This window comes from Paracoccus sp. 22332 (genome assembly GCF_052045125.1).
Classification (GTDB): Bacteria; Pseudomonadota; Alphaproteobacteria; order Rhodobacterales; family Rhodobacteraceae; genus Paracoccus; species Paracoccus haematequi_A.
In genome coordinates this window covers 1-23,546 of record NZ_JBQEOI010000005.1, presented here as the reverse complement: position 1 = coordinate 23,546, position 23,546 = coordinate 1, and the positions used below count along the sequence as shown (strand labels likewise).

General features: G+C 66.4%; 22 protein-coding genes and 2 tRNA genes. 12 read left to right on the top strand and 12 right to left on the bottom strand.

Going from position 1 to position 23,546, the window contains the following annotated elements:
* Nucleotides 1–24: 24 nt before the first annotated feature.
* On the bottom strand, nucleotides 25–1,419 hold the full coding sequence (locus tag ACTJI6_RS07300; RefSeq protein WP_440799184.1) for an MFS transporter: 1,395 nt from the start codon (nucleotides 1,417–1,419) through the stop codon (nucleotides 25–27).
* Between the two features lie 74 nt (nucleotides 1,420–1,493).
* Between ACTJI6_RS07300 and ACTJI6_RS07295 the strand changes: the two genes are divergently transcribed.
* The 5 genes from ACTJI6_RS07295 to ACTJI6_RS07275 all read left to right on the top strand — a co-directional run bounded on the left by ACTJI6_RS07295 (nucleotide 1,494) and on the right by ACTJI6_RS07275 (nucleotide 4,959).
* Nucleotides 1,494–2,279, top strand: coding sequence for an exodeoxyribonuclease III (locus ACTJI6_RS07295; RefSeq protein WP_440799182.1), 786 nt, complete (start codon nucleotides 1,494–1,496; stop codon nucleotides 2,277–2,279).
* A gap of 208 nt (nucleotides 2,280–2,487) precedes the next feature.
* A complete protein-coding gene (gene trxA / locus ACTJI6_RS07290) occupies nucleotides 2,488–3,396 on the top strand; it encodes a thioredoxin (protein WP_440799781.1) in 909 nt (302 codons plus the stop codon).
* Nucleotides 3,397–3,404: 8 nt separating this feature from the next.
* Nucleotides 3,405–4,031, top strand: a complete 627-nt coding sequence (locus tag ACTJI6_RS07285) for an LON peptidase substrate-binding domain-containing protein (RefSeq protein ID WP_440799181.1) — start codon at nucleotides 3,405–3,407, stop codon at nucleotides 4,029–4,031.
* Nucleotides 4,028–4,222 (top strand): Trm112 family protein, encoded by a 195-nt coding sequence (locus ACTJI6_RS07280; protein ID WP_440799179.1) that lies wholly within the window; start codon nucleotides 4,028–4,030, stop codon nucleotides 4,220–4,222. Before ACTJI6_RS07285 ends, ACTJI6_RS07280 begins: the two co-directional genes overlap by 4 nt.
* Nucleotides 4,222–4,959, top strand: coding sequence for a rhomboid family intramembrane serine protease (locus ACTJI6_RS07275; protein ID WP_440799178.1), 738 nt, complete (start codon nucleotides 4,222–4,224; stop codon nucleotides 4,957–4,959). Before ACTJI6_RS07280 ends, ACTJI6_RS07275 begins: the two co-directional genes overlap by 1 nt.
* Here ACTJI6_RS07275 and ACTJI6_RS07270 read toward each other — a convergent pair.
* The 5 genes from ACTJI6_RS07270 to ccoN all read right to left on the bottom strand — a co-directional run bounded on the left by ACTJI6_RS07270 (nucleotide 4,948) and on the right by ccoN (nucleotide 9,524).
* The gene (locus tag ACTJI6_RS07270; protein ID WP_440799176.1) at nucleotides 4,948–5,616 is read right to left on the bottom strand and encodes a DUF2268 domain-containing putative Zn-dependent protease; all 669 of its coding nucleotides are present in this window, start codon (nucleotides 5,614–5,616) and stop codon (nucleotides 4,948–4,950) included. The two genes, ACTJI6_RS07275 and ACTJI6_RS07270, sit on opposite strands and share 12 nt — an antisense overlap.
* 328 nt (nucleotides 5,617–5,944) lie before the next feature.
* Nucleotides 5,945–6,820 carry a cytochrome-c oxidase, cbb3-type subunit III gene (ccoP, locus tag ACTJI6_RS07265; RefSeq protein ID WP_440799778.1) on the bottom strand — a complete coding sequence of 292 codons (876 nt, stop codon included), beginning with the start codon at nucleotides 6,818–6,820 and terminating at the stop codon, nucleotides 5,945–5,947.
* Nucleotides 6,821–6,981: 161 nt separating this feature from the next.
* A complete protein-coding gene (locus ACTJI6_RS07260) occupies nucleotides 6,982–7,170 on the bottom strand; it encodes a cbb3-type cytochrome c oxidase subunit 3 (RefSeq protein ID WP_126153631.1) in 189 nt (62 codons plus the stop codon).
* A 10-nt stretch (nucleotides 7,171–7,180) separates the two neighbouring features.
* Complete coding sequence (ccoO, locus tag ACTJI6_RS07255) at nucleotides 7,181–7,906, bottom strand: cytochrome-c oxidase, cbb3-type subunit II (protein ID WP_126153630.1); 726 nt, start codon at nucleotides 7,904–7,906, stop codon at nucleotides 7,181–7,183.
* A gap of 13 nt (nucleotides 7,907–7,919) precedes the next feature.
* The gene (gene ccoN, locus ACTJI6_RS07250) at nucleotides 7,920–9,524 is read right to left on the bottom strand and encodes a cytochrome-c oxidase, cbb3-type subunit I (protein ID WP_440799174.1); all 1,605 of its coding nucleotides are present in this window, start codon (nucleotides 9,522–9,524) and stop codon (nucleotides 7,920–7,922) included.
* Nucleotides 9,525–9,723: 199 nt separating this feature from the next.
* On the opposite strand from ccoN, the gene ACTJI6_RS07245 reads away from it, so the two are divergent.
* Entirely contained in the window at nucleotides 9,724–10,560 is an 837-nt protein-coding gene (locus ACTJI6_RS07245) for a universal stress protein (RefSeq protein WP_440799172.1), read from the top strand.
* 45 nt (nucleotides 10,561–10,605) lie between these two features.
* Here the strand turns inward: ACTJI6_RS07245 and mtaB are convergent, their stop codons facing one another.
* Nucleotides 10,606–11,859: a tRNA (N(6)-L-threonylcarbamoyladenosine(37)-C(2))-methylthiotransferase MtaB gene (gene mtaB / locus ACTJI6_RS07240; protein WP_440799170.1), complete on the bottom strand. Its 1,254-nt coding sequence runs from the start codon at nucleotides 11,857–11,859 to the stop codon at nucleotides 10,606–10,608.
* Entirely contained in the window at nucleotides 11,856–12,686 is an 831-nt protein-coding gene (gene dapF / locus ACTJI6_RS07235) for a diaminopimelate epimerase (protein WP_440799168.1), read from the bottom strand. Before dapF ends, mtaB begins: the two co-directional genes overlap by 4 nt.
* Nucleotides 12,687–12,781: 95 nt before the next feature.
* On the opposite strand from dapF, the gene ACTJI6_RS07230 reads away from it, so the two are divergent.
* Nucleotides 12,782–12,857, top strand: a tRNA-Lys gene (locus ACTJI6_RS07230).
* 114 nt (nucleotides 12,858–12,971) lie between these two features.
* Here ACTJI6_RS07230 and ACTJI6_RS07225 read toward each other — a convergent pair.
* The 3 genes from ACTJI6_RS07225 to ACTJI6_RS07215 all read right to left on the bottom strand — a co-directional run bounded on the left by ACTJI6_RS07225 (nucleotide 12,972) and on the right by ACTJI6_RS07215 (nucleotide 14,060).
* Nucleotides 12,972–13,262: a sunset domain-containing protein gene (locus ACTJI6_RS07225; protein WP_440799166.1), complete on the bottom strand. Its 291-nt coding sequence runs from the start codon at nucleotides 13,260–13,262 to the stop codon at nucleotides 12,972–12,974.
* On the bottom strand, nucleotides 13,259–13,525 hold the full coding sequence (locus ACTJI6_RS07220; RefSeq protein ID WP_440799164.1) for a DEAD/DEAH box helicase: 267 nt from the start codon (nucleotides 13,523–13,525) through the stop codon (nucleotides 13,259–13,261). The genes ACTJI6_RS07225 and ACTJI6_RS07220 overlap by 4 nt, the downstream gene beginning before the upstream one ends.
* A gap of 450 nt (nucleotides 13,526–13,975) precedes the next feature.
* Nucleotides 13,976–14,060 (bottom strand) — tRNA-Leu (locus tag ACTJI6_RS07215).
* A gap of 174 nt (nucleotides 14,061–14,234) precedes the next feature.
* Here ACTJI6_RS07215 and ACTJI6_RS07210 point away from each other — a divergent pair.
* The 5 genes from ACTJI6_RS07210 to gltB all read left to right on the top strand — a co-directional run bounded on the left by ACTJI6_RS07210 (nucleotide 14,235) and on the right by gltB (nucleotide 22,915).
* Nucleotides 14,235–15,221 (top strand): complex I NDUFA9 subunit family protein, encoded by a 987-nt coding sequence (locus ACTJI6_RS07210; protein ID WP_440799162.1) that lies wholly within the window; start codon nucleotides 14,235–14,237, stop codon nucleotides 15,219–15,221.
* The gene (locus ACTJI6_RS07205; protein WP_440799160.1) at nucleotides 15,221–16,024 is read left to right on the top strand and encodes an undecaprenyl-diphosphate phosphatase; all 804 of its coding nucleotides are present in this window, start codon (nucleotides 15,221–15,223) and stop codon (nucleotides 16,022–16,024) included. The genes ACTJI6_RS07210 and ACTJI6_RS07205 overlap by 1 nt, the downstream gene beginning before the upstream one ends.
* A gap of 151 nt (nucleotides 16,025–16,175) precedes the next feature.
* Complete coding sequence (locus ACTJI6_RS07200; RefSeq protein WP_440799158.1) at nucleotides 16,176–17,672, top strand: NAD(P)-dependent oxidoreductase; 1,497 nt, start codon at nucleotides 16,176–16,178, stop codon at nucleotides 17,670–17,672.
* A 9-nt stretch (nucleotides 17,673–17,681) separates the two neighbouring features.
* Nucleotides 17,682–18,374 (top strand): hypothetical protein, encoded by a 693-nt coding sequence (locus ACTJI6_RS07195; protein WP_440799156.1) that lies wholly within the window; start codon nucleotides 17,682–17,684, stop codon nucleotides 18,372–18,374.
* A gap of 2 nt (nucleotides 18,375–18,376) precedes the next feature.
* Nucleotides 18,377–22,915 carry a glutamate synthase large subunit gene (gene gltB / locus ACTJI6_RS07190; protein ID WP_440799154.1) on the top strand — a complete coding sequence of 1,513 codons (4,539 nt, stop codon included), beginning with the start codon at nucleotides 18,377–18,379 and terminating at the stop codon, nucleotides 22,913–22,915.
* A gap of 296 nt (nucleotides 22,916–23,211) precedes the next feature.
* Here the strand turns inward: gltB and ACTJI6_RS07185 are convergent.
* Nucleotides 23,212–23,546 (bottom strand): integrase core domain-containing protein (locus ACTJI6_RS07185; RefSeq protein WP_440799152.1); only part of this gene is annotated, 335 nt, incomplete at its 5' end.

Below are 23,546 nucleotides of genomic sequence, written 5' to 3'. Positions count from 1 at the left end.
AACGGGCCAGCGGGTCGCCGGGTTTCAGGCGATGGCCTGATCGCGGGTCTCGGACCTGATCAGCAGCAGCGCCAGCGCGCCCAGCAGCAGCAGGCCCGCGAAGGCGCCGATGGCCACGCCGAACCCCTTGGCAAAGACCACCGCCAGCAGGCTGGGCGCGAGGATCCCGCCAAGCCGCGCCACGGCGCTGGCCGTGCCCATGCCGGTGCCGCGCAGATGCGTGGGATAGAGCTCGGGCGTAAAGGCATAGAGCGCGCCCCAGGTGCCCAGCAGCGCGAAGCTCATCAGGATCAGCGCGGTCGCGACCATCGCGGTCCCGGTTGCCACGGTGAACAGCGCGCAACCCGCGGCGCTGAGCAGCAGGAAGGCCAGCAGCGTCGCGCGCCGCCCCACCGCCTCGACCCCCCAGGCAGCCAGGGCGTATCCCGGCACCTGCGCCAAGGCCAGGATCACCAGGAAGCCATAGCCGCGCACAAAGCCGAATCCCTCGGTCGCAAGCTGGCCCGGCACCCAGACGAAGACGCCGTAATAGGACAGCGACACCAGAAACCACACCGCCAGCACACCGATGGTCCGCGCCCGCAGCAGGTCCGAAAAGATCGAGCTCTCGGATCCCGTCGGCACCTGCGCCGGCACCAGTTCCGCGTCCGACGGCAGCGCCTGGACGCCGTTGGCGACCAGCACCCGGTCCACGACCGCCCGCGCGCCCAGCTGATCGCCCTTGCGGATCAGGAACATCGGCGATTCGGGCAGCCACAGCCGCAGGAAGATGCCGACCACGGCGGGAATCGCCGCCACCGCGAAAATCCACCGCCACGGCGCCGCAGCCCCCTGCGCGGTGGCGATCCAGGCGGTCAGGGCCACGATGATGGTGCCGATGGCCCAGAACCCCTCCAGCCAGACCAGCCAGCGGCCCCGGTTCCGGGGCGGCAGGAATTCGGCCATCATCGCGTAATCGACCGGCAAGGTGCCGCCCACCGCCACGCCGGTCAGGAAGCGCAGCACCAGAAGCAGCGTGAAATCCTGCGCAAAGACGGATGCTAGGCCGAAGATCGCGTCCATCCCCACCGTCAGCACCAGAATGTTGCGCCGCCCTATCCGGTCGGCCACCCGGCCAAAGACGAAGGCGCCCAGGAACATGCCCAGGAAGAACACCGTGCCGATCTGGAAGGCGGTCACACGCTCGATCCCGAAGGTCGCGGCGACCGAGGGCGCGGCAAAGCCCACCGCGATCACCTGCATCGCATCGGCGGCCCAGACCAGCCCGAAAATCCCCAGAAGCCGCCACTGGAACTGCCCGGCCCCGCCGCGCGCCAAAGCCTCGTCCACCGTCAACCGCATCGCTGTCCCCCTGGCCGTGCCGGATGGCGCTGCATAGCCGCAGTTTTCCCGATCACCAAGCACGTATTGATCTTTCAAGACAATTTCCTGCCGCAGCGTCAACTCGACAGCGCCCGGCCGCGCCGCTAGGGTCCGCGGCAAAGGAGCCCGCCATGTTCACCATCGCCACCTGGAACATCAACTCGGTCCGCCTGCGCGAGGGGCTGGTCGCACGCCTGCTGCGCGAGGAGGCGCCCGACATCCTGTGCCTCCAGGAATGCAAGTCGCCGGTGGACAAGATCCCGCTGGACCAGTTCCGGGCGCTTGGATATCGCTGGATCGTCGCGCGAGGCCAAAAGGGCTATAACGGCGTGGCGATCCTGTCGCGGCTGCCGCTGACGGACGCGGGCGACCGCGATTATGCCCGTCTTGGCCATGCCCGCCATGTCGCGGCGCGACTGGAAAACGGCGTGACCATCCACAACATGTACGTGCCCGCGGGCGGCGACATCCCCGACCGCACGGTGAACGAGAAATTCGGCCAGAAACTGGATTTCGTGGCAGAAATGCGCGACGTGTTCCACGCCGACAACCCGCAGCGCTCGATCCTGGTGGGCGACCTGAACATCGCCCCGCGCGAGGATGACGTCTGGTCCCACAAGCAGCTGCTGAAGATCGTCAGCCACACCCCGATCGAGGTCGACCACCTTCTGTCCGCCCAGGACGCGGGCCGATGGGTGGACGTGACGCGCCAGGACATCCCGTCCGGGCTGCTCTATTCCTGGTGGAGCTATCGCGCCAGGGACTGGGACGCCGCCGACAAGGGCCGCCGCCTGGATCACATCTGGGCCAGCCCCGACATCGCCAATGCCGCGCATGGCAGCCGCATCCTGCGCCCGGTGCGCGGCTGGGACCAGCCCAGCGACCATGTGCCGGTGCTGGCCAGCTTCGATCTCTGACCCTTTCACCTTTGCGCAAATATCCCCGGGGCTTCCGAGCGCCCGGAAAAAGGTCCGGTGGACCTTTTTCAGCGAGGAAGGGGCCGGCAGGCCCGAGGGGGGACGTGAAGTCCCCCAGCGGTGCCGCCCCAAACAACCCTTCCCCTTCCGCGTCCCAGCCCCCATATTGCCGCCAACCGTTCCGAACCATTCCGGGGACATCATGACCATGCTTTTCGACGGCGCCCCCGCCGCGCCCAAGACCGCCGATTTCATCAAGGACGTGACCGAGGCCGATTTCATGGCCGAGGTGGTCCAGGCCTCGATGCAGGTGCCGGTGATCGTGGATTTCTGGGCGCCCTGGTGCGGCCCCTGCAAGACCCTCGGGCCGCAATTGGAAGCCGAGGTGGCGCGCCACAAGGGCCGGGTCCGCATGGCCAAGGTCAATGTGGACGAAAACCAGATGATCGCCGCGCAGCTGCGCGTCCAGTCGATCCCGACCGTCTATGCCTTCTTCCAGGGCCAGCCGGTCGATGCCTTCCAGGGCGCCATCCCGCAAAGCCAGATCAAGCAGTTCGTGGACAAGCTGGCGGGGCTGTCGGGCGATGACGGCGGGCTGGCCGAGGCGCTTGCCGCCGCAGAACAGATGCTGGAGGAAGGCGCCTTCTCTGATGCCGCGGAAACCTTCGCCGCCATTGCCGAGGAAGACCCGTCCAGCACCGAAGCCTGGGCCGGCGTGGTGCGAGCCCATCTGGCGGCGGGCGACACGGACGCTGCCCAGACCGCGCTTGACGCCATCCCCGCCCCCGCCGTGACCAGCGCCCCGGTCGAGGCCGCCCGCGCGCAACTGCACCTGGCCCGCCAGGCCGCCAAGGCCGGTCCGCTGGCCGACCTGCAAGCCCGTGTCGACGCCACCCCCGACGACCAGCAGACGCGGCTGGAATATGCCCAGGCGCTGCACGCCGCGGGCCGGGTCGAGGATGCGATCGACATCCTGCTGGACAGCTTCCGCCGCGACCGCGACTGGAACGATGGTGCTGCCAAGGCGCAACTGCTGACCATCTTCGACAGCCTCAAGCCCAACGATCCGCTGGCCCAGAAGGGACGCCGCCGCCTGTCGTCCCTGATCTTCGCCTGATCCCGGCCATGCGGTTCCGCTTCGACCTGCCCGCGCGCATTCCGCTGTTTCCCCTGACCGGGGCGGTGCTGATGCCGCGCGGGCGGATCCCCCTGCATGTATTCGAACCGCGCTATCTGCAAATGCTGGACGATACGCTGAGGACCGACCACCGCCTGATCGGCCTGATCCAGCCCGAGGGCGAGGGATTGGCCGCCATCGGCTGCGCCGGCCGGGTGGTGGCCTTTTCCGAAACCGACGACGGACGGCAGATGATTTCCCTGCTGGCCGTGTCGCGCTTCCGCCTGACCGAGGTGCAGGAGGGCTTCACCCCTTATCTGACGGCCGAGGTGGACTGGTCGTCCTTCGCCCGCGATCTGAAGGGCCCCGAGGACGACCCCGGCCTGGATCGCGACACGCTGTTTCCGCTGTTGCGGCGCTATATGGACGCGCATGAGCTTTCGACCGACTGGGACGCCGCCGCCGAGGCCCATGACGAGGCGCTGATCAATTCCCTGTCGATGGTGCTGCCCTTTTCGTCCGGCGACAGGCAGGCGCTGCTGGAAAGCCCCACCCTGGCGGACCGGCGCGAACTGTTGCAGGGCCTGATCGAATTCGCCCTGCATGGCGGCGATACCGAGGACCGACTGCAATGACCCAAAGCCCCCCGCCCGCCTTCGACCGTCCCATGATCGAGGCGCTTGTCTGCCCCGTCACCCATACCGCCCTGTCCTATGACGCGGCGCGCCAGGAACTGATTTCCAAGGCGGCGGGGCTGGCCTTCCCGATCCGCGCCGGCATCCCGATCATGCTGGTGGCCGAGGCCCGCCAGATCAAGGCGGATTGATGGTGGCCCAGTCCGGTCCCATCGCCGAAATCCGACGCGAGATCCGGCCGCTGCTGCCCCTGTGGGTCAAGGTCGTGATCGCGCTGTGCTGCGCGATCGAGGCGCTGCTGCTGGTCAGCGACCTGCTGAACTGGCGCCTGACCTTCGTCATCGCCCAGCAGCCCGGGATCCTGTCCTATTTCACCCAGCAGCAGCGCATCGGCATCCCGATCCGGCAGATGGTCGACTATCTGTTCGGCTTCTGGTCGGCGCAGATCCATGCGGGCCATGGTCTCTATCCCGGCCAGCCCGCGGCGATGTTCGCGACCTATGGATTTCTGCACGCCGGGCCGATCCACCTGGGCATGAACATGCTGTCGCTGGTGGCCATCGCGCGGGAACTGAACCGCCTGATCGGCGCCGCGCGCATGGCCCTGGTCTATGCCGTCACGCAGGTCGCGGCCGCGCTGCTGTTCGCGCTGATGGCGCCGCAGGGCGGGCCGATGGTCGGCGCGTCGGGGGCGATCTTCGGGCTGGCAGGCGCGCTGATCGGCTTCGCCGCCGTGACCGGCTGGCGCCGCCGCCGCCCCTTGGGCCAGTTGTGGCGCGGGGTCGCGATGATGGTGGTGCTGAACGTCGCGCTGACCGTGCTGATGCCATCGATCGCGTGGGAGGCGCATCTGGGCGGCACGCTGGCGGGCCTGGTGATGGGCGCCTGGATGGCGATGACCCGCAGCCCTCGCACCTCAGCCTTCTGAGGGGGCCTCCGCCTCGGGCTGCCCCTCGGCCGCGGCGATCCGGCGCAGGGTCTGGCGGAACGGCTCGGACGCCGCCGTGGCCATCCCGGCGGCGCTGTCGCCGGGATGCTGCGCCAGGTGATCGGCGATGATCCGGTGGCCCAGGCTGTTGCCCGTGCCCTTGCGCAGGTCGCCCTTGCCGCCGAACCAGCGGCCATGGTCGTAATCGCGCCGCGCCCATTCGTTCATTGCCTGCCGCATGGCCCCTGCCGCGGGGCGGACGGTATCGATCGCATCCGGCTGCCCGCCCATCACCTGCAGCACGAAATGCCCGGCCAGCCCTTCGCTGACCAGAGCCTCGCCCAGCGAACGGCCATAGCCCGGCCCGTCCCAGCGGATCAGATGCGCCATCTGCCGGACCAGGGCGCGGGTGAAGTGCAGGGGATCGAAGCGGTCGGGGGTCAGCGCGATCTCGATCACGCCGGGCGTGCGGCAGCGGCCCTGGATCGCGCCATCGGCAGAACGGTCCGCCTGCGCGCGCACCACCAGATCGAAATCCGGCAGATCGGCATGGTCCGAGGCCCGCGCCACCGCATCGCGGCTGGCCTGCCGGACTTCGGACAGGACCGGCGTCAGGGCGTGGCGCGCATTCAGAAGATGAAGGGTCCAGAGCGTCATGGGGTCTGGATATAGCGCCTTGCGAAGGGGCGCGCCAGCGGCGGGAACAGGGTTTGCGGCAGGCCGTGCGGAAGGCGCGGGGCGCGGGCTTCGTCGGAGCGTTGGAACAGATGCGGCCGGTCCCCAGGAACGCGCGAACATACGGGAACCGGCCTCTTTCGCGCGGGCTTTGCCCCCACGAAAGTCCGAGGCGCCAGGGCATCGCCAAGGGCGACGGCCTGCGCTATGGTTTGAAGACCGGCCCCCAGGAACGCGCGAACAGGACGGGGGCCGGTCTCTTTCGCGGGGCGCGGGCGCCGCTGCGAAAGCTCGGGTGGTCCGGGCGGGGTTATTCCCCGCCGCCCAGACCGTGGACATAGGTGGCGACGGCGCGGATCTCGGCCTCGGACAGGCGCGCGGACCAGGACGGCATCACGCCATAGGGGCCTTCGCTGACGATCCGGGTCAGGGTCGCGTGGTCGTTGCCGTACAGCCAGACCGCATCGGCCAGGTTCGGGGCACCCTGGCTGCGGTCGCCGGTGCCGTCCTCCATATGGCAGGCCGCGCAGTTGTCGGCATAGACCTGCGCGCCCTCGGCCGCCTTGGCCGGGTCATGGGGCAGATCGGACAGCGACAGGACGTGGTTCACCACCTGGTCGATCTGCGTGCGGTCCAGGATGCCGTCGCTGCCGAAATGCGGCATTTCCGAATAGCGGGTGTCGCCGTCCTGAGGATCGCGGATGCCGTGCTGCACGGTCAGGTGGATATCCTCCAGCGTGCCGCCCCACAGCCAGTCGTTGTCCAGCAGGTTGGGATAGCCCCGCGCCCCCCCCGCGCCCGAACCGTGGCACTGCGCGCACCAGGTGCGGAACACGGCGCCCCCGGCATTGGTCGCATAGCTGAGCAGTTCCGGATCGGCCGGGATCGCGGCCAGCTCGACCTCGGCCAGGCGGGTCTGGATGGCGGCGTTGGCCTGGTCGAAGCGGTCGATCTCGGCCGCGACTTCCTGGCGATAGTCGGTGCCCAGCAGGCCCTGGGTCGCGCGGTTGACCAGCGGGATGGCCGGATAGGCCACGACATAGCCCACCGCCCAGATGATCGTGGCATAGAAGGTCCACAGCCACCAGCGGGGCATCGGGTTGTCGTATTCGGTGATCCCGTCCCATTGATGGCCGGTGGACCCGACCTCTTTCACCAAGCGGCCGCGGCGTGCCGGCTTGCGCATCTTCGGCGCGACCGGCTGGTCGGGCCTGGGACGCTCGGGGATTTCGCCCGCGATCTTGGCGGCGTGTTCGCTGTCGGCCGCGTGGCGTTCCAGCGACACCCGGTTGTCGGGATTGGCGGGGTCGATATGCGGATCGACCGGCTTGTCCTTGTCTTCGGCCATCACCGGCCCTCCTTCTCATCCGTCCGGGCGGGACGGTTCTCGTGCCGGAAAATGCTTTCGGCGGCGTCTTTCTGGGCCTTCCTGGCGCCGGGGCGGAACACGAACAGGATCACGCCCACGAAGAACAGCACCAGGAGCAGCAGCGCCCAGCTGTCGGCCAGACCGCGCAGGAAGCTGTAGGTTTCCATGCCTGCCCCCTTACCGCGTCGGATCCGGCTCGAAGGTCGAGAAGTCGACCATCGTGCCCAGCACTTGCAGATAGGCGACCAGGGCGTCCATCTCCGTCAGCTGCGGCTGGCGGTCGAAGTTGCGCTGCTGCGCGCCGGGATAGCGTTCCTGAAGGCCCGAGGCATCGGCGTTGGGATCGGCCTGCGCCCGGAAATCCTCGGCCGCGGCGGCGATCATGTCCTCGGAATAGGGCACGCCGACCAGGGCGTCGGTTTCCACGCGGTCCCGGATGTATTCGGGGCCGATGATCCGGTTCATCAGGTGGCCATAGCTGGGCATGATCGATTCCGGCACCACCGATTGCGGGTCGCGCAGGTGATCCAGGTGCCATTCGTCCGAATAGCGCCCGCCGACGCGCGCCAGATCCGGCCCGGTGCGCTTCGACCCCCACTGGAACGGGTGGTCGTACATCGATTCCGCCGCCAGCGAGTAATGGCCGTAGCGTTCGACCTCGTCCCGCATCGGGCGGATCATCTGGCTGTGGCAGACATAGCAGCCCTCGCGGACGTAAACGTCGCGCCCGGTCAGTTCCAGCGGGGTGTAGGGGCGGACCCCCTCCACTTTCTCGATGGTGTTTTCCAGGTAGAACAGCGGCGTGATCTGCACCAGGCCGCCGATGGTGACGACCAGGAAGGAAAAGATCAGCAGCAGCGTCGCGTTCTTTTCAAGGATCTTGTGCTTTTCAAGGATTTGCATGGCTGGCTTCCCCCTATTCGGCCGGCACGGCGATGGCCGTCGAATGGGCTTTGGGCTGGCGGGCCACGGTGGCCCAGAGGTTGTAGGCCATGATGATCCCGCCGGTGAGGTACAGAACCCCGCCCAGGGCGCGTACCACGTTCATCGCGAACTTGGCCTGCACGGCGTCGGCGAAGGCGTTGACCAGGAAGCCCTGGCTGTCGACCTCGCGCCACATCAGGCCCTCCATGATGCCCGACACCCACATGGACGCGGCGTAGAGAACCAGGCCGATGGTCGCCAACCAGAAGTGCCAGCTGACCAGCGACAGCGAGTACAGGCGTTCCCGGCCCCACAGGCGCGGCGTCAGGTAATACAGCGCGCCGAAGGTGATCATGCCGTTCCAGCCAAGCGCGCCGGAATGGACGTGGCCGATGGTCCAGTCGGTATAGTGGCTGAGCGAATTGACGGCCTTGATCGACATCATCGGCCCTTCGAAGGTCGCCATGCCGTAGAAGCCGACGGCCACCACCATCATCCGCAGGATCGGGTCGGTGCGCAGCTTGTCCCAAGCCCCCGACAGGGTCATCAGACCGTTGATCATCCCGCCCCAGCTTGGCATCCACAGCATGATCGAGAACACCATGCCCAGCGTCGAGGCCCAGTCGGGCAGCGCGGTGTAATGCAGGTGGTGCGGACCGGCCCAGATGTACAGGAAGATCAGCGCCCAGAAGTGGATGATCGACAGCTTGTAGGAGTAAACCGGACGCTCGGCCTGTTTCGGGATGAAGTAGTACATCATCCCCAGGAAGCCCGCGGTCAGGAAGAAGCCCACGGCGTTGTGGCCGTACCACCACTGCACCATCGCGTCCTGCACGCCCGAGAACACCTGGACCGACTTCGATCCGAAGATGCTGACCGGCACCGACAGGTTGTTGACGATATGCAGCATCGCGATGGTGACGATGAAGGCCAGGTAGAACCAGTTGGCGACGTAGATATGGGGTTCCTTGCGCTTGATCACGGTGCCCAGGAACACGGCCAGATAGGCCACCCAGACGACCGTCAGCCACCAGTCCACATACCATTCGGGTTCGGCATATTCCTTGGACTGCGTGGCGCCCGCGATGTATCCGGTCGCGGCCAGCACGATGAACAGGTTGTAGCCCCAGAACACGAACCACGCCAGGTTCCCGCCCCACAGCCGCGCCGCGCTTGTGCGCTGCACCACATAGAACGAGGTTGCGATCAGCGCGTTGCCGCCAAAGGCGAAGATCACCGCACTGGTGTGCAGCGGGCGCAGCTTGCCGAAGTTGGTATAGCCATGGGTCAGGTCCGAAAGGTTCAGCGCCGGGAAGGCCAGCTGGAAGGCGATGACCACCCCCACCAGGAAGCCCACCACGCCCCAGAACGCCGTGGCGATCACCCCGAACCGGACCACGTCGTCCATGTATTGCGAGGTATCGACCGCCCGCACCGGCTCGTCCACCCGGCGCAGCGCCCAGACGAACATTCCCGCCGCCACCAGCATGACGACGATCGCATTGACCATATAGGCCGGATCGCGCGCCATGTTGGCGCCGATGGCGGCCAACAGCGCGATCGTGCCCAGCAAGATCAGCTTCACATAATTCCACATGGCTTCCACCTGCGTCCCTTGGTCGGAATGACCGGCGGCACGAATCGCCGCCGGACAGATTCCTTCGTCACCGACCGCAATAAGGCGGCGGCGACACACGAAACCTTGATCTGCATCAAGTTCGGCGGTTTGATTCCGGTCAAGGCTGCGGCGTGGCAAATCCGCCATCCTGTGCCCCGACATGATCAAGGAGACCGAGATGGGTTACAAAAGCATCCTGACCGTCCTGTCCGACGCCCGCCAGCTGCCCCAGCTTGACGCGGCGGCGGCCCTGGCCGCGCGCGAGGACGGGCATCTGTCGGTCCTCAGCCTGGGGCTGGATCACACGCAGGTGGGCTATTACTTTCCGAACGGGATGCCTTATGCGTTCCAGGACGCCATCGACATGGCGATGGACCAGGCCGGGACGCTGGATCAGACGGTCCGGCAGCACCTGGCCCGCTTCGGCGACCTTCGCTGGTCGTCCGAGGCCGCGGTGGCCCAGATCGGCGGCATCGCCAACCTGGTGGGAATGCGCGCGCGGTTTTCCGACCTGACCGTCCTGTCCCGCCCCTATGGCGAGGAAGCCCCCGGAGAGGCCGAGGCCGTGGTCGAGGCCGCGCTGTTTGAGGGCTGCTGCCCGGTCCTGGTCCTGCCAGGCACCGACCTGCCCGCCGATCCGCCGGGCAAGGTGCTGATCGCCTGGAACCAGTCGACCGAGGCCCTGGCCGCCGTGCGCCGTGCCTTGCCCCTGCTGAAGGCCGCCGGCTCGGTCGAGATCACGGTGATCGACCCGCGCGCCGGCACCGACGGTTCCGAACCCGGCGCGCCGCTGGCGCAGATGCTGAACCGCCACGGCGTCCATGCCGACATCGCCGTGCTGGCCCGCACCTCGGGCACTGTCAGCGAGGAACTGAACCGCCGCGCGACCGAAATCGCCGCCGACCTGGTGGTGATGGGCGCCTATGGCCATTCGCGCTTCCGCCAGGCGATCCTCGGCGGGGCCACGCGCAACATGCTGGAAAAGGCCAAGGTGCCGGTGTTCATGGCGCGGTGAGGATCTGCGCCAAGGGGCCGCAGGCGGGATCAGGGAAACGCCAGCTTACGCCACCAGCCGCGCCCCGTCATGACCGGCGATGCGCAGGTCCATCAGCGCGCCTTCTGGCTGGTCGCTGGCAAAGGCCACCTCGGTGAACTGTTCCGTGCGGCCCAGCCGCGGGCCTTCGGTCAACACGCGATGGGTCCGGCCCACCTGCCCGTCCAGATGGCGGCGCAACGCGGCCTCGCCCGCCTCGCGCAGTCGGGCGGCGCGGTCGCGGATCACCGGCCCTTTCACGGCGGGCATCCGCGCGGCGGGCGTCCCCTTGCGGGCCGAGAACGGAAAGACATGCAGGAAGGTCAGTCCGCAATCGCCGACCAGCCTGACGCTGTTTTCGAACATCGCATCGGTTTCGGTCGGGAAGCCCGCGATGATATCGGCCCCGAAGACAATATCCGGGCGCAGCCGCCGCGCGTCCTCGCAGAAACGGATCGCGTCGTCTCGCAGGTGGCGGCGCTTCATCCGCTTCAGGATCATGTCGTCGCCCGCCTGCAGGGACAGGTGCAGATGCGGCATCAGCCGGGGTTCCGAGGCGATGGCCAGCATCAGGTTCTCGTCCGCCTCGATGCTGTCGATGCTGCTGATGCGCAGGCGCGGCAGGTCGGGCACCAGCCGCAGGATCCGCATGACCAGATCGCCCAGCCGAGGCGTGCCCGGCAGGTCGGCGCCCCAACTGGTTAGGTCGACGCCGGTCAGCACGACCTCGTTGAAGCCGCTCCCGACCAGCCGCTTGATCTGCTCGACCACCACGCCCGCCGGAACCGACCGCGAATTGCCGCGCCCATAGGGAATGATGCAGAAGGTGCAGCGGTGATCGCAGCCGTTCTGGACCTGCACATAGGCACGGTGCCGCCCGAAGCCGTCGATCAGATGGCCCGCCGTTTCGCGCACCGACATGATGTCGTCGACGCGGATCTTCTCGGTGTCGCCGATCAGGTCGGGGGCGCGCAGGCCTTGCCACGTCTCGGGCTGCATCTTCTCGTGATTGCCGATGACGCGCGTGACCTCGGGCATGGCCGCGAAGGTGTCGGGTTCGGTCTGGGCCGCGCAGCCGGTGACGATCACCGGCGCGCCCGGATTCTCGCGCGCCAAGCGGCGGATTTCCTGGCGAGCCTTGCGCACCGCCTCGGCCGTGACGGCGCAGGTATTGACCACGACCGCGCCCGACAGGCCCGCCGCCTCGGCCATCTCGCGCATCGCCTCGGTCTCATAGGCGTTCAGGCGGCAGCCCAGCGTGGAAAAGACCGGCGCGGTCATGACGCCAGCCATTCGGGCGTCAGCACGCCGGAAAAGACATGGGCGGCCGGCCCCTGCATCCAGACGCCATCGTCCCGCCAGTCGATCAGCAGCGCACCGCCCGGCACGTTCACGGTGACGCGCCGCCCGGTCAGCCCGCGCCGCGCCGCCGCCACCACCGCCGCGCAGGAACACGACCCCGAGGCCAGCGTCGGCCCCGTCCCGCGTTCCCAGATGCGCAGGATGATCTCGTCCCGAGAGACGACCTGCACGACCTCGACGTTCGTGCGCTGCGGATACAGCGGGTGATGCTCCATCGCCGGGCCGAAGGTTGCCAGATCGATCGAGGCCGCGTCCTCGACGAAGAAGGTCGCATGGGGATTGCCCATCCCGGTGGCCACGGGATCGCCGTCGATCGGCAGACGGTCGATGTCCACGGCGCGCGCCAGGGGAATCGCCCGCCAGTCCAGCACCGGCGGCCCCATGTTCACCCGCGTCAGCCCGTTCCCCGCATTCTCGGCCAGTAGGATGGCGTGATCGGTGCGCAGGCTCAGCCGGTCGCGGCCGGTCTGATCCATCACATAGCGGGCGATGCAGCGCGTGGCATTCCCGCAGGCCGAACTGACCGAGCCGTCGGCGTTCCAGAACCGCAGCCGCAGATCCGCCCGGTCGTCCGCCTGGATCGTCGCAAGCTGGTCGAAGCCCACGCCCCGGTTGCGGTCGGCGATGCGCGCGACCAGCCCTGCCGCCGGGGGATCGCCACCGGCACGCAGATCCAGGACGACGAAATCGTTGCCGAGCCCATGCATCTTCATGAAGGGCAGGCCGGAGGCGGGGTTGCTGTTCATGAGAGGCCATATAATCCCTGCGGGAAATTTCCGCCAGTGGGCGCGACTTTTCCGCTTGACGCCCCCGGCAGCCCCCCCTAGTAAGCGCCGGTGTTGGGCCCGTAGCTCAGTTGGTAGAGCAACTGACTTTTAATCAGTGGGTCACAGGTTCGAATCCTGTCGGGCTCACCATTTTTCTCCTTGTGAGAACAGAATGCTATGAGGAATTGCAGGATAGGCAATTCTGATGCTGATTGCCCCTCAGCGGACATTTTGAGTTTGGTGAGTAGCGCGCGTTTACCTTGATCATGCGCCCCTCCAACCGGCTGCCACAGCCTCGGCTTCGTTACAGAACCAACCCTCGCCCCTGCTCTCATCGATCTGGGTTCCACCATAGGCCGATGACCAGGGCGCGTGATAGATGCGCTCGCCCTTGGCGGAGATGTGCCCCTTGAGAGTGCATCCGCCCGGAGCACCGGCGACTGCACGCTGCCATCTGTTCGCTCGATATTCCCAGGGAGCTTGTGCTGCGCCCTGAGGTTCGCTTGTGGGCGGGCTGATCACGGTAGGCCTGTGGCTGCGTTCCCTCTGCGTCATCCCGACGGCTTCAAACGGGGCAGGCGCTGACCTGTTGCCTCGCCGGACAGAAGATGGCCGGGAATGGCCAGAACGGCTTCGGGCGCATCGCTGCCGAACAGCCGTTTCATGGCCTCGTTGACGCGGCGGTGCAGCTGACGCGCTGCGGCCCGTGTCGGAACGGCGAAATACAGCCCCGAGACCAGCGCCGTCGCGTGCAGCAAGGCATAGCGCCACAAGGCCGCCTCGGTCTTGCCGGAGCCGGTGTCGGCCTCCAGAAGCACCAGGTTGCTGCCAGGGTCAGCCCCGCCGATCAGCCGCTGAGCCGCACGGTGCGAAGCGCGCCCCGGCCACGCTGGCGAAATCGGTGGCCGGTCTGGCCGCCTCCAGGGCGTGAAATCCGCCCTGCCCGTCGGCCTTGCCCCAGGCTTTTGGTTTGCGGGACTTGAAAGCCTCCTGAAAATCCATCTGACCCCACGCGGACCGGCATCTTCGTAAAACCGCGTTGCATTCCGACTTGGCGCGCACTCAGCGTCAAGGTCTCAAAGATGCTGCAAGATGAACGAACATCCGCTTCGGCCTGATGCTGCGGCAAGCTGTCATGTCCCCGTGGGAGTCGATGGGCTTGGCCGCCACCATGATCCGCATCCGGTTTGACATGGCTGACCTTGGGGCAACTTCAGGCCTTAAAAATGGAAAACCCCAAGGATTCCAAATCCTTGGGGTTTTCCATTTGGTGCCCAGAAGAGGACTCGAACCTCCACGCCTTGCGGCACACGGACCTGAACCGTGCGCGTCTACCAATTCCGCCATCTGGGCCAACTGGTGTGAGGCGGGTCTCTAAAGGCAGTCGCGGGGGGCGTCAATGGGGTGTCGCAGAAATCGTGCGAAAAACTGTCACGCCGTTCCGGCGCGCCTGCCGCCCGCCTTGCCGCGCGTCCCGTGCTTGGGTAAGGAACGGACGGATATCGGCATTCAGGAGGCGGGACGCCCATGGCGAAACTGGTCACGATTTACGGCGGATCGGGCTTTGTCGGCCGGCAGGTCGCGCGGCTGATGGCCAAGGACGGCTGGCGCGTGCGCATCGCCGTGCGCCGCCCGGACGAGGCGCTGTTCACCCGCACCTATGGCGCGGTGGGTCAGGTGCAGCCGGTGCTGTGCAATGTTCGCGACGATCTGTCGGTGCGCGCCGCCATGGCCGGGGCCGACGCGGTGGTGAACTGCGTCAACATCCTTGCGCCCAAGGGCAAGAGCACGTTCCAGGCCGTGTTCCACGAGGGCGCCGAGCGCATCGCCCGGCTGTCGGCGGAAACGGGCGTGGCGCGGGTGGTCCATATCTCGGGCCTGGGCGTCGATCCCGAATCGGCCAGTGCCTATATCGCGGCCAAGGGGCGCGGCGAATCGGCGGTGCTGAAGCATCGCCCCGACGCGGTGATCCTGCGGCCCTCGGTCATCTTCGGGCCGGGCGACAGCTTCTATAACCGCTTTGCCGCGATGACGCGCCTTGGTCCGGTGCTGCCGGTGATCGGCGCCAGGACGCGGATGCAGCCGGTCTTCGTCGACGACGTGGCGCGGGCCGCCGTCAAGGGCGCCACGGGCGAGGCTGCGCCCGGCATCTATGAACTGGGCGGTCCCGACGTGCTGACCGTGAAAGAGGTGGCCGAACAGGTGTTGCGCGCCACGATGCGCAAGCGCGCGGTGGTGAACCTGCCCTTCTGGGCCGCGACTCTGGGCGCGCGCGTGCTGGGCCTTGCCCAGCTTCTGACCGGCGGGCTGTTCACCAACTCCATCCTGACGCGCGATCAGATCGCCCTGCTGCGCGCCGACAACGTGGTCTCGCCCGGCGCGCGCGGCTTTGCCGATCTGGGTATCCAGCCCGTGGCGGCGGAAGCGGTGATCGAAGACTATCTGTGGCGGTTCCGCCCGTCCGGGCAGTACGACGCTATCAAGCAGTCGGCCAAGAACCTGCGCGCCGACTGATGTCCGACAATACCATTGCCGCCGCGATCCTCGGGGTTCTCGAAGGGCTGACCGAATTCATTCCGGTGTCCTCGACCGGGCATATCCTGCTGGCCGGGCATTTCCTGGGCTTCGATTCGCCGGGCCGGTCGTTCGAGGTGCTGATCCAGCTTGGCGCGCTGCTGGCGATCCTGGGCGTCTATTCGGCGCGGATCATCCAGATCCTGTCGGCCGCGCCGCATGACCCGGCCGCCCGGCGGTTCGTCGGCGCGGTGCTGCTGGCCTTCATGCCTGCCGTGGTCATCGGTCTTCTGGCGCATGGCTTCATCAAGTCGGTGCTGTTCGAGACCCCGGTGCTGATCGCGGTGATGCTGATCCTGGGCGGGATCGTGCTGTTGTGGGTGGACCGCAGGGCCGACCATCCCGTCTATGCGCGGGCCGAGGATTTTCCCTTGTCGATGGCCTTCAAGATTGGCCTGTTCCAATGTCTTGCGATGATTCCCGGCGTGTCGCGGTCGGGCGCGACCATCGTCGGCGGGCTGCTTCTGGGGGCAGACAAGCGCTCGGCTGCCGAATTTTCGTTCTTCCTGGCGATGCCGACGATGCTGGGGGCCTTTGCCCTGGATCTGTTCAAGAACCGCGACATCCTGGACGCAAGCGCCCTGGGCAATATCGCGATCGGCTTCGTTGCGGCCCTTCTCAGCGCCCTGGTCGTGGTGCGCTGGCTGCTGAACTATGTGTCGCAGCATGGCTATGCCCTGTTCGGCTGGTGGCGGATCGTGGTTGGAAGCCTGGTTTTGCTGGCGCTTTGGGTTGGTTGGTAAATTATGCTGACCTAATTTTTGCCATCCTTCGGCATTTATTTGTCCCGCTCACCAGAAATATGGGGTTTAGGTCAGTATAGCTGACTTTTAATGAATTCCGCCTTGGTTTATTGCGGCTGCAAGAGTTCCTGTTTCGGAAGGTCGCGCAGCCATGGCCACGCAAAAGATGCTCAAATTCGTCTCGACTCCGCGCGAGATGCCGGTCAAGCGCCCGGCAACCGAACGCAGCGAGGACTTCCACGAGATTTACCGCGAATTCGCCGACGCCAAGGCGGCCGAGCAGGCCAGCCGGTGCAGTCAGTGCGGCGTGCCCTATTGCCAAAGCCATTGCCCGCTGCACAACAACATCCCGGACTGGCTGCGCCTGACCGCCGAAGGCAGGCTTGAGGAAGCCTATCGGGTCAGCCAGGCGACCAACACCTTCCCGGAAATCTGCGGCCGCATCTGCCCGCAGGACCGGCTGTGCGAAGGCAACTGCGTGATCGAGCAGTCGGGCCACGGCACCGTCACCATCGGGTCCATCGAGAAATACATCACCGACACCGCCTGGGAACGCGGCTGGGTCCAGCCCGCCGCCCCGGTGATGGAACGGTCCGAAAGCGTCGGCATCATCGGCGCCGGGCCGGGGGGGCTGGCCGCGGCGGACATGCTGCGCCGCCAGGGCTTCCAGGTCACGGTCTATGATCGTTACGACCGCGCGGGCGGGCTGCTGACCTATGGCATCCCCGGCTTCAAGCTGGAAAAGGACGTGGTGATGCGCCGCAACGCGCTGTTGCAGGATGGCGGCGTGGACTTCGTGCTGAACTGCAACGTCGGCCAGGACATCAGCTTCGACGCGATCCGGGGCAAGCATGACGCGGTGCTGATCGCCACGGGCGTCTACAAGACCCGCGACCTGGATATCGACAACGCCGATGCGGGCGGCGTGGTCCGCGCCATCGACTATCTGACGGCCTCGAACAAGGTCGAGTTCGGCGACGAGGTGCCCGATTTCAAGGATGGCGAACTGAACGCGCGCGGCAAGCGCGTGATCGTCATCGGCGGCGGCGACACCGCGATGGACTGCGTGCGCACCGCGATCCGCCAGGGCGCGCTGTCGGTGAAGTGCCTCTATCGCCGCGACCGCGCCAACATGCCGGGGTCGCAGCGCGAGGTCCAGAACGCCGAGGAAGAGGGCGTCGAGTTCGTCTGGATGTCGGCGCCCGGTTCCTTCATCGGCCATGTTCCCGGCATCGCCATGCAGGCGCAGGAAGCCGACGTGGACGGCCCGACCGGCAAGCTGGCGCAGATCGCGCAGGTCCGCGTCCAGAAGATGCGGCTGGGCGCGCCGGACGTGTCGGGCCGCCAGTCCCCCGAACTGATCGAGGGCGCGGATTACGACGAACCCGCCGATCTGGTCATCAAGGCCCTGGGCTTCGAGCCCGAGGATCTGCCCAAGCTGTGGGGCGTCGACGGGCTGGAGGTCACCCGCTGGGGCACCATCAAGGCCAATTTCCAGACCCATCAGACCAGCCTGCCCGGCGTCTTCGCCGTGGGCGACATCGTGCGCGGCGCATCCCTGGTGGTCTGGGCGATCCGCGACGGGCGCGAGGCCGCCGAGTCCATCGCCGGATACCTGACCGGCGAAGCCCGCATCGCGGCGGAATAGGGGGCGGCGATGCTGCGGATCCCCCTGATCCTGGGGCTGGCGCTGGCCGCATCGGCGGGCCATGCCGCCAATTTCACCCCGCCCAAGGGCTGCCAGTTGCAGGCGACGGTCCAGAACCGGGGCTGTTCGGTCAACCAGTATTATCAATGCCAGGCCGATCCGGCGGGCCATCAGCGCACGGCGACCTTTGGCAAGGATGGGCTGCGCCACCTGTCGCGCATCGACGCGGAAACCCGCTGGATCGAAAGCAGCGATCCCAATACCGGCCTGGCCGATTTCCTGGTCGAACGGTCCAAGGATCACGCCAGCTTCAAGACGCTGCTGGAAACCGGCCAGGACGATTTCGATTTCTGGACCGAATCCAACACCGGCGAACGCCTGCGCAACGTGGGCCAGGACATCCTGACCGGCGAGACGGTCGAGATCGACGGCCAGCCGCTGGAGGTGACCCGGTTCCAGCTGAAGACCTATGACGCGAACGGCGAATTGCTGATCGAACGCAGCGGCCAGCAGTTCATCAGCCGCAAGATGGGCCGCTTCTATGGCGGCGTCGAGGTGCAGTCCGACTGGACCGGGCAGCGCCAGGAAACCAATGACAGCCCCGTCACCTTCGCCTTTCCCGGCGAGGAAGGCTTCGGGGACACCGAACCGCAATTCGACTGTGATCAGTTGCTGACGCAGCTTCTGCACGAAAGGGCCTGACGATGAGCAAGGATTGGCAACAGGAAGAACAGGCCCGCCGCGACTGGATGGCCCAACACAGCCTGTACCGCGAGGAGGACGAGCATTCGTCCTGCGGCGTGGGGCTGGTGGTCAATATCGACGGCAAGCCCTCGCGCAAGGTGGTTCAGTCGGGCATCGACGCGCTGAAGGCGATCTGGCATCGCGGCGCGGTCGATGCGGACGGCAAGACCGGCGACGGGGCAGGCATCCATGTCCAGATCCCGGTCCCGTTCTTCTATGACCAGGTGCGCCGCACCGGGCACGAACCGGACCAGTCGAAGCTGATCGCCGTGGGCCAGGTGTTCCTGCCGCGCACCAACTTCGCCGCGCAAGAGGCCTGCCGGACCATCGTGGAATCCGAGGTTCTGCGCATGGGCCATTACATCTATGGCTGGCGCCACGTCCCGGTGAACACCGCCGTGCTGGGCGAGAAAGCCAACGCCACCCGCCCCGAGATCGAGCAGATCCTGATCCGCTGCGAAAAGGACATCGACCAGGTGCGGTTCGAGCGCGAACTGTACATCATCCGCCGCCGGATCGAGAAAGCCGCCGTCGCGGCCCAGGTCGCGGGTCTCTATTTCTGTTCGCTGTCCTGCCGGTCGATCATCTACAAGGGCATGATGCTGGCCGAACAGGTCGCGGAATTCTATCCCGACCTTAAGGACGACCGCTTCGAATCGGCCTTCGCCATCTATCACCAGCGGTATTCCACCAACACCTTTCCGCAATGGTGGCTGGCCCAGCCCTTCCGCATGCTGGCCCATAACGGCGAAATCAACACCCTGAAGGGCAACCTCAACTGGCTGCGCAGCCATGAAATCCGCATGGCCAGCAGCGCCTTCGGCGAGGCGGCCGAGGACATCAAGCCGATCGTCCCCGCCGGGTCGTCGGATTCGGCGGCGCTGGACGCGGTGTTCGAGGTGATGGTCCGGTCGGGCCGGTCCGCGCCGATGACCAAGACCATGCTGGTCCCGGAAAGCTGGTCCAAGGCGACCACCGACATGCCGCGCGCCTGGGCGGACATGTATGCCTATTGCAACGCCGTGATGGAGCCTTGGGACGGTCCCGCCGCGCTGGCGATGACGGACGGCCGCTGGGTCTGCGGCGGGCTTGACCGCAACGGGCTGCGGCCCATGCGCTATGTCGTGACCGCCGACAACATGCTGATCGCCGGGTCCGAGGTCGGCATGGTCACCGTCGACGAGATGAGCGTACGCGAAAAGGGCGCGCTTGGGCCGGGGCAGATGATTGCCGTCGATATGTGGGACGGCAAGCTGTATCACGACCATGCCATCAAGGACCGCCTGGCGGGCAGCCAGCCCTTTGGCGAATGGCTGGAAAAGGTCGTGGACCTCAGCCACAAGATGAAGGATCTGCCCGAGAACGCCGCCTACACCGGCGAAGTTCTGCGCCGCCGCCAGCTTGCCGCAGGCTATACGCTGGAGGATATGGAGCATGTCCTGTCCCCCATGGCCGAGGACGGCAAGGAATCCATCGCGTCCATGGGCGACGACACGCCGCCCGCGGTCCTGTCGAACCAGTATCGGCCGATGTCGCATTTCTTCCGGCAGAACTTCAGCCAGGTGACGAACCCGCCCATCGACAGTCTGCGCGAAACGCGTGTGATGTCGCTGAAGACGCGGTTCGGCAACCTCAAGAACGTGCTGGACGAAAGCAGCGCGCAGACCGAAATCCTGGTGCTGGAAAGCCCCTTCGTCACCAATTCCGAACTGGACGACATGTGCCAGATGTTCGGCGAGACCGTGACCAAGATCGACTGCACCTTCCCGGCGGGCGCCGGTCCCGACGCCTTGGGCGAAGGCCTGGCCCGCATCCGGGCCGAGGCCGAGGATGCCGTGCGGTCTGGCGCGGGCCATCTGGTTCTGTCGGATGAAGCGCAGGGCGACGACCGCGTGGCGATGCCGATGATCCTGGCGACAAGCGCGGTGCACAGCTGGCTGACCCGCAAGGGGCTGCGGACCTTCTGTTCGCTGAACGTCCGGTCGGCGGAATGTCTGGATCCGCATTACGTCGCGGTCCTGATCGGCTGCGGCGCGACCACGGTGAACCCCTATCTGGCGCAGGATTCCATCAGTGACCGGATCGAGCGCGGCTTGATTCCCGGCGATCTGTTCGACGCGATGGAATCCTATCGCGAGGCGGTGAATGCGGGCCTGCTGAAGATCATGGCGAAGATGGGGATCTCGGTCATCTCGTCCTATCGCGGCGGCCTGAATTTCGAGGCCGTGGGCCTGTCCCGCGCCATGGTGGCCGAGTATTTCCCCGGCATGCAGTCGCGCATCAGCGGCATCGGCCTGCATGGCCTGCAAGCCAAGCTGGAGGATCTGCACCGCCGCGCCTTCCACGGAGACAATGCCGACCTGCTGCCGGTCGGCGGCTTCTACAAGATGCGCCGGACGGGCGAAAAGCACGCCTGGGAAGCCAGCACCATGAAGCTGTTGCAGGTGGCCTGCGACAAGGCCAGCTATGACGTGTGGAAGCAATACAGCGCTACCATGCGGGCCAATCCCCCGATCCACATCCGCGATCTGCTGGACATCAAGCCGCTGGGCAAGCCCGTGCCCATCGAGGAAGTCGAATCGATCACCAGCATCCGCAAGCGTTTCGTGACGCCGGGCATGTCGCTGGGCGCGCTGTCGCCCGAGGCGCACATGACGCTGAACATCGCCATGAACCGCATCGGCGCGAAATCCGACAGCGGTGAGGGCGGCGAGGATCCGGCCCACAGCCACCCGCTGCCCAATGGCGACAACCCCTGCGCCAAGATCAAGCAGGTGGCCTCGGGCCGGTTCGGCGTGACGGCGGAATACCTCAACGCCTGCGAGGAACTGGAAATCAAGGTCGCCCAAGGCGCCAAGCCCGGCGAGGGCGGGCAGTTGCCCGGCATGAAGGTCACCGACCTGATCGCCCGGCTGCGCCATTCGACCAAGGGCGTGACGCTGATCAGCCCGCCGCCGCACCACGACATCTATTCGATCGAGGATCTGGCGCAGCTGATCTATGACCTGAAGCAGATCAACCCGCGCGCCAAGATCACGGTGAAGCTGGTGGCGTCCTCGGGCGTCGGCACCATCGCGGCGGGCGTGGCCAAGGCCAAGGCCGACATCATCCTGATCTCGGGCCATAACGGCGGCACCGGGGCCTCGCCTGCCACGTCGATCAAGTTCGCGGGCCTGCCCTGGGAAATGGGCCTGACCGAAGCGCATCAGGTTCTGGCGATGAACCGCCTGCGCGAACGGGTGACGCTGCGCACCGACGGGGGCCTGCGCACCGGCCGCGACATCGTGATGGCCGCGATGATGGGGGCCGAGGAATACGGCATCGGCACCGCCGCGCTGATCGCGATGGGCTGTATCATGGTTCGCCAGTGCCAGTCGAACACCTGCCCGGTGGGCGTCTGCACCCAGGACGAGCGTCTGCGCGCCATGTTCACCGGCAGCGCCGACAAGGTGGTGAACCTGATCACCTTCTATGCGCAAGAGGTCCGCGAGATCCTGGCCAGCATTGGCGCGCGGTCGCTGGACGAGGTGATCGGCCGCGCCGACCTGCTGACCCAGGTCAGCCGGGGTGCCGCGCATCTGGACGACCTGGACCTGAACCCGCTGCTGATCACCGTCGATGGCGCGGACAAGATCGTCTATGACCGCTCCAAGCCCCGCAACGCCGTGCTGGAGACCCTGGACGCCGAGATCGTCAAGGATGCCGCCCGCTTCTTCGAAGATGGCGAGAAGATGCAGCTGTCCTATGCGGTCAGGAACACCCACCGGACCATTGGCACGCGCACGTCGTCGCTGATCGTGCAGAAGTTCGGGATGCGCAACAGCTTGCAACCCGACCACCTGACGATCCGCCTGACGGGTTCCGCCGGGCAGTCGCTGGGCGCCTTCGCGGCGCCGGGGTTGAAGATCGAGGTGTCGGGCGACGCCAACGACTATGTCGGCAAGGGCCTGTCGGGCGGCACCATCGTGGTACGTCCGCCGATGTCCTCGCCCCTGGTCGCGGCGGACAACACGATCATCGGCAACACGGTGCTGTATGGTGCGACCGACGGCTATCTGTTCGCGGCAGGCCGCGCCGGGGAACGCTTCGCGGTGCGCAACAGCGGCGCCACCGTGGTGATCGAGGGCTGCGGGTCGAACGGCTGCGAATACATGACCGGCGGCGTCGCGGTGATCCTGGGCCGGATCGGCGCCAATTTCGGCGCGGGCATGACCGGCGGGATGGCTTACCTGTATGACCCGCAGGGCGTGGCCCGAGATTACATCAACCCGGAAACCCTGGTGATGTGCGCCGTGACCAAGCAGCATTGGGAAGACCAGCTGAAGAGCCTGGTGGAACGGCACCTGAAGGAAACCGGATCGCGCCGCGCCGCCGAAATCCTTCAGGACTGGGAGGCCGAGAAGGCCAACTTCCTGCAGGTCTGCCCGAAAGAGATGCTGATCCATCTGCCGCATCCGATCATGGATGTGGAAGAACCCGCCGCCGTCCCGGCCGAATAGGCCGGGGCTTGCACAACCCCTTCGGGCGCGTCTGAAGGGGGTTTGGGCATATTGGCGGGGGGAACAAGCGCCTGCTGTCAGCCCCATCGGCTGGCAGGAGTCGTGCGGATTGAACCGCACCGGTTTTGTCATGGTTTGGCGGACACTGCAGCAGTTGAAGGCAAAGGTGTTGATTTCCACCCAGAACTGAGCCGGCATTTCCATCGAGAAGTGAGCCACCTCTGACTATGGATTTCCGGTCATTCAGTGGTCAAGGCGTGATAGTTCTCCTTCTTCAGTGAGGTTGCCCCCGACTTTTATCCAGCGTGAGCGAGACTCCGGGCTTGAGTTTTGCCCATTCGGGCGAGTTGAGCAACGGGGGCTGGTGCGGAGCCTTGCAGGTTGCGCAGCGCCAAGCCCCGTTGCAGGGCGAAGGTTTGGGCAAACTCGGCTGGGGTCTGCCAGCCGAGACGGGAGTGGTGCCGTTCAGTGTTATAGTCCGTGCGCCAGGCGGCCAGCGTGACGCGGACATGGTGCAGGGACGGGAACAGGGTCTCGTTCAATAGCTCGTCGCGCAGGCGACCGTTGAAGCTCTCGATGAAGGCGTTCTGTGTCGGCTTTCCTGGCGCGATGTAGTGCCAGTCGATCTTGC

What these genes read in the sequence shown, in the direction of transcription:
- ccoO (WP_126153630.1), bottom strand. Translation starts at nt 7,906, where the DNA reads ATGCAAATCCTTGAAAAGCACAAGATCCTTGAAAAGAACGCGACGCTG.
- ACTJI6_RS07270 (WP_440799176.1), bottom strand. Translation starts at nt 5,616, where the DNA reads ATGACGCTCTGGACCCTTCATCTTCTGAATGCGCGCCACGCCCTGACG.
- mtaB (WP_440799170.1), bottom strand. Translation starts at nt 11,859, where the DNA reads ATGACCGCGCCGGTCTTTTCCACGCTGGGCTGCCGCCTGAACGCCTAT.
- ACTJI6_RS07280 (WP_440799179.1), top strand. Translation starts at nt 4,028, where the DNA reads ATGACCCAAAGCCCCCCGCCCGCCTTCGACCGTCCCATGATCGAGGCG.
- ccoP (WP_440799778.1), bottom strand. Translation starts at nt 6,820, where the DNA reads ATGCGCAAGCCGGCACGCCGCGGCCGCTTGGTGAAAGAGGTCGGGTCC.
- ccoN (WP_440799174.1), bottom strand. Translation starts at nt 9,524, where the DNA reads ATGTGGAATTATGTGAAGCTGATCTTGCTGGGCACGATCGCGCTGTTG.
- ACTJI6_RS07225 (WP_440799166.1), bottom strand. Translation starts at nt 13,262, where the DNA reads ATGACGCAGAGGGAACGCAGCCACAGGCCTACCGTGATCAGCCCGCCC.
- trxA (WP_440799781.1), top strand. Translation starts at nt 2,488, where the DNA reads ATGCTTTTCGACGGCGCCCCCGCCGCGCCCAAGACCGCCGATTTCATC.
- gltB (WP_440799154.1), top strand. Translation starts at nt 18,377, where the DNA reads ATGAGCAAGGATTGGCAACAGGAAGAACAGGCCCGCCGCGACTGGATG.
- ACTJI6_RS07285 (WP_440799181.1), top strand. Translation starts at nt 3,405, where the DNA reads ATGCGGTTCCGCTTCGACCTGCCCGCGCGCATTCCGCTGTTTCCCCTG.
- dapF (WP_440799168.1), bottom strand. Translation starts at nt 12,686, where the DNA reads ATGAACAGCAACCCCGCCTCCGGCCTGCCCTTCATGAAGATGCATGGG.
- ACTJI6_RS07275 (WP_440799178.1), top strand. Translation starts at nt 4,222, where the DNA reads ATGGTGGCCCAGTCCGGTCCCATCGCCGAAATCCGACGCGAGATCCGG.
- ACTJI6_RS07245 (WP_440799172.1), top strand. Translation starts at nt 9,724, where the DNA reads ATGGGTTACAAAAGCATCCTGACCGTCCTGTCCGACGCCCGCCAGCTG.
- ACTJI6_RS07200 (WP_440799158.1), top strand. Translation starts at nt 16,176, where the DNA reads ATGGCCACGCAAAAGATGCTCAAATTCGTCTCGACTCCGCGCGAGATG.
- ACTJI6_RS07260 (WP_126153631.1), bottom strand. Translation starts at nt 7,170, where the DNA reads ATGGAAACCTACAGCTTCCTGCGCGGTCTGGCCGACAGCTGGGCGCTG.
- ACTJI6_RS07295 (WP_440799182.1), top strand. Translation starts at nt 1,494, where the DNA reads ATGTTCACCATCGCCACCTGGAACATCAACTCGGTCCGCCTGCGCGAG.
- ACTJI6_RS07210 (WP_440799162.1), top strand. Translation starts at nt 14,235, where the DNA reads ATGGCGAAACTGGTCACGATTTACGGCGGATCGGGCTTTGTCGGCCGG.
- ACTJI6_RS07195 (WP_440799156.1), top strand. Translation starts at nt 17,682, where the DNA reads ATGCTGCGGATCCCCCTGATCCTGGGGCTGGCGCTGGCCGCATCGGCG.
- ACTJI6_RS07205 (WP_440799160.1), top strand. Translation starts at nt 15,221, where the DNA reads ATGTCCGACAATACCATTGCCGCCGCGATCCTCGGGGTTCTCGAAGGG.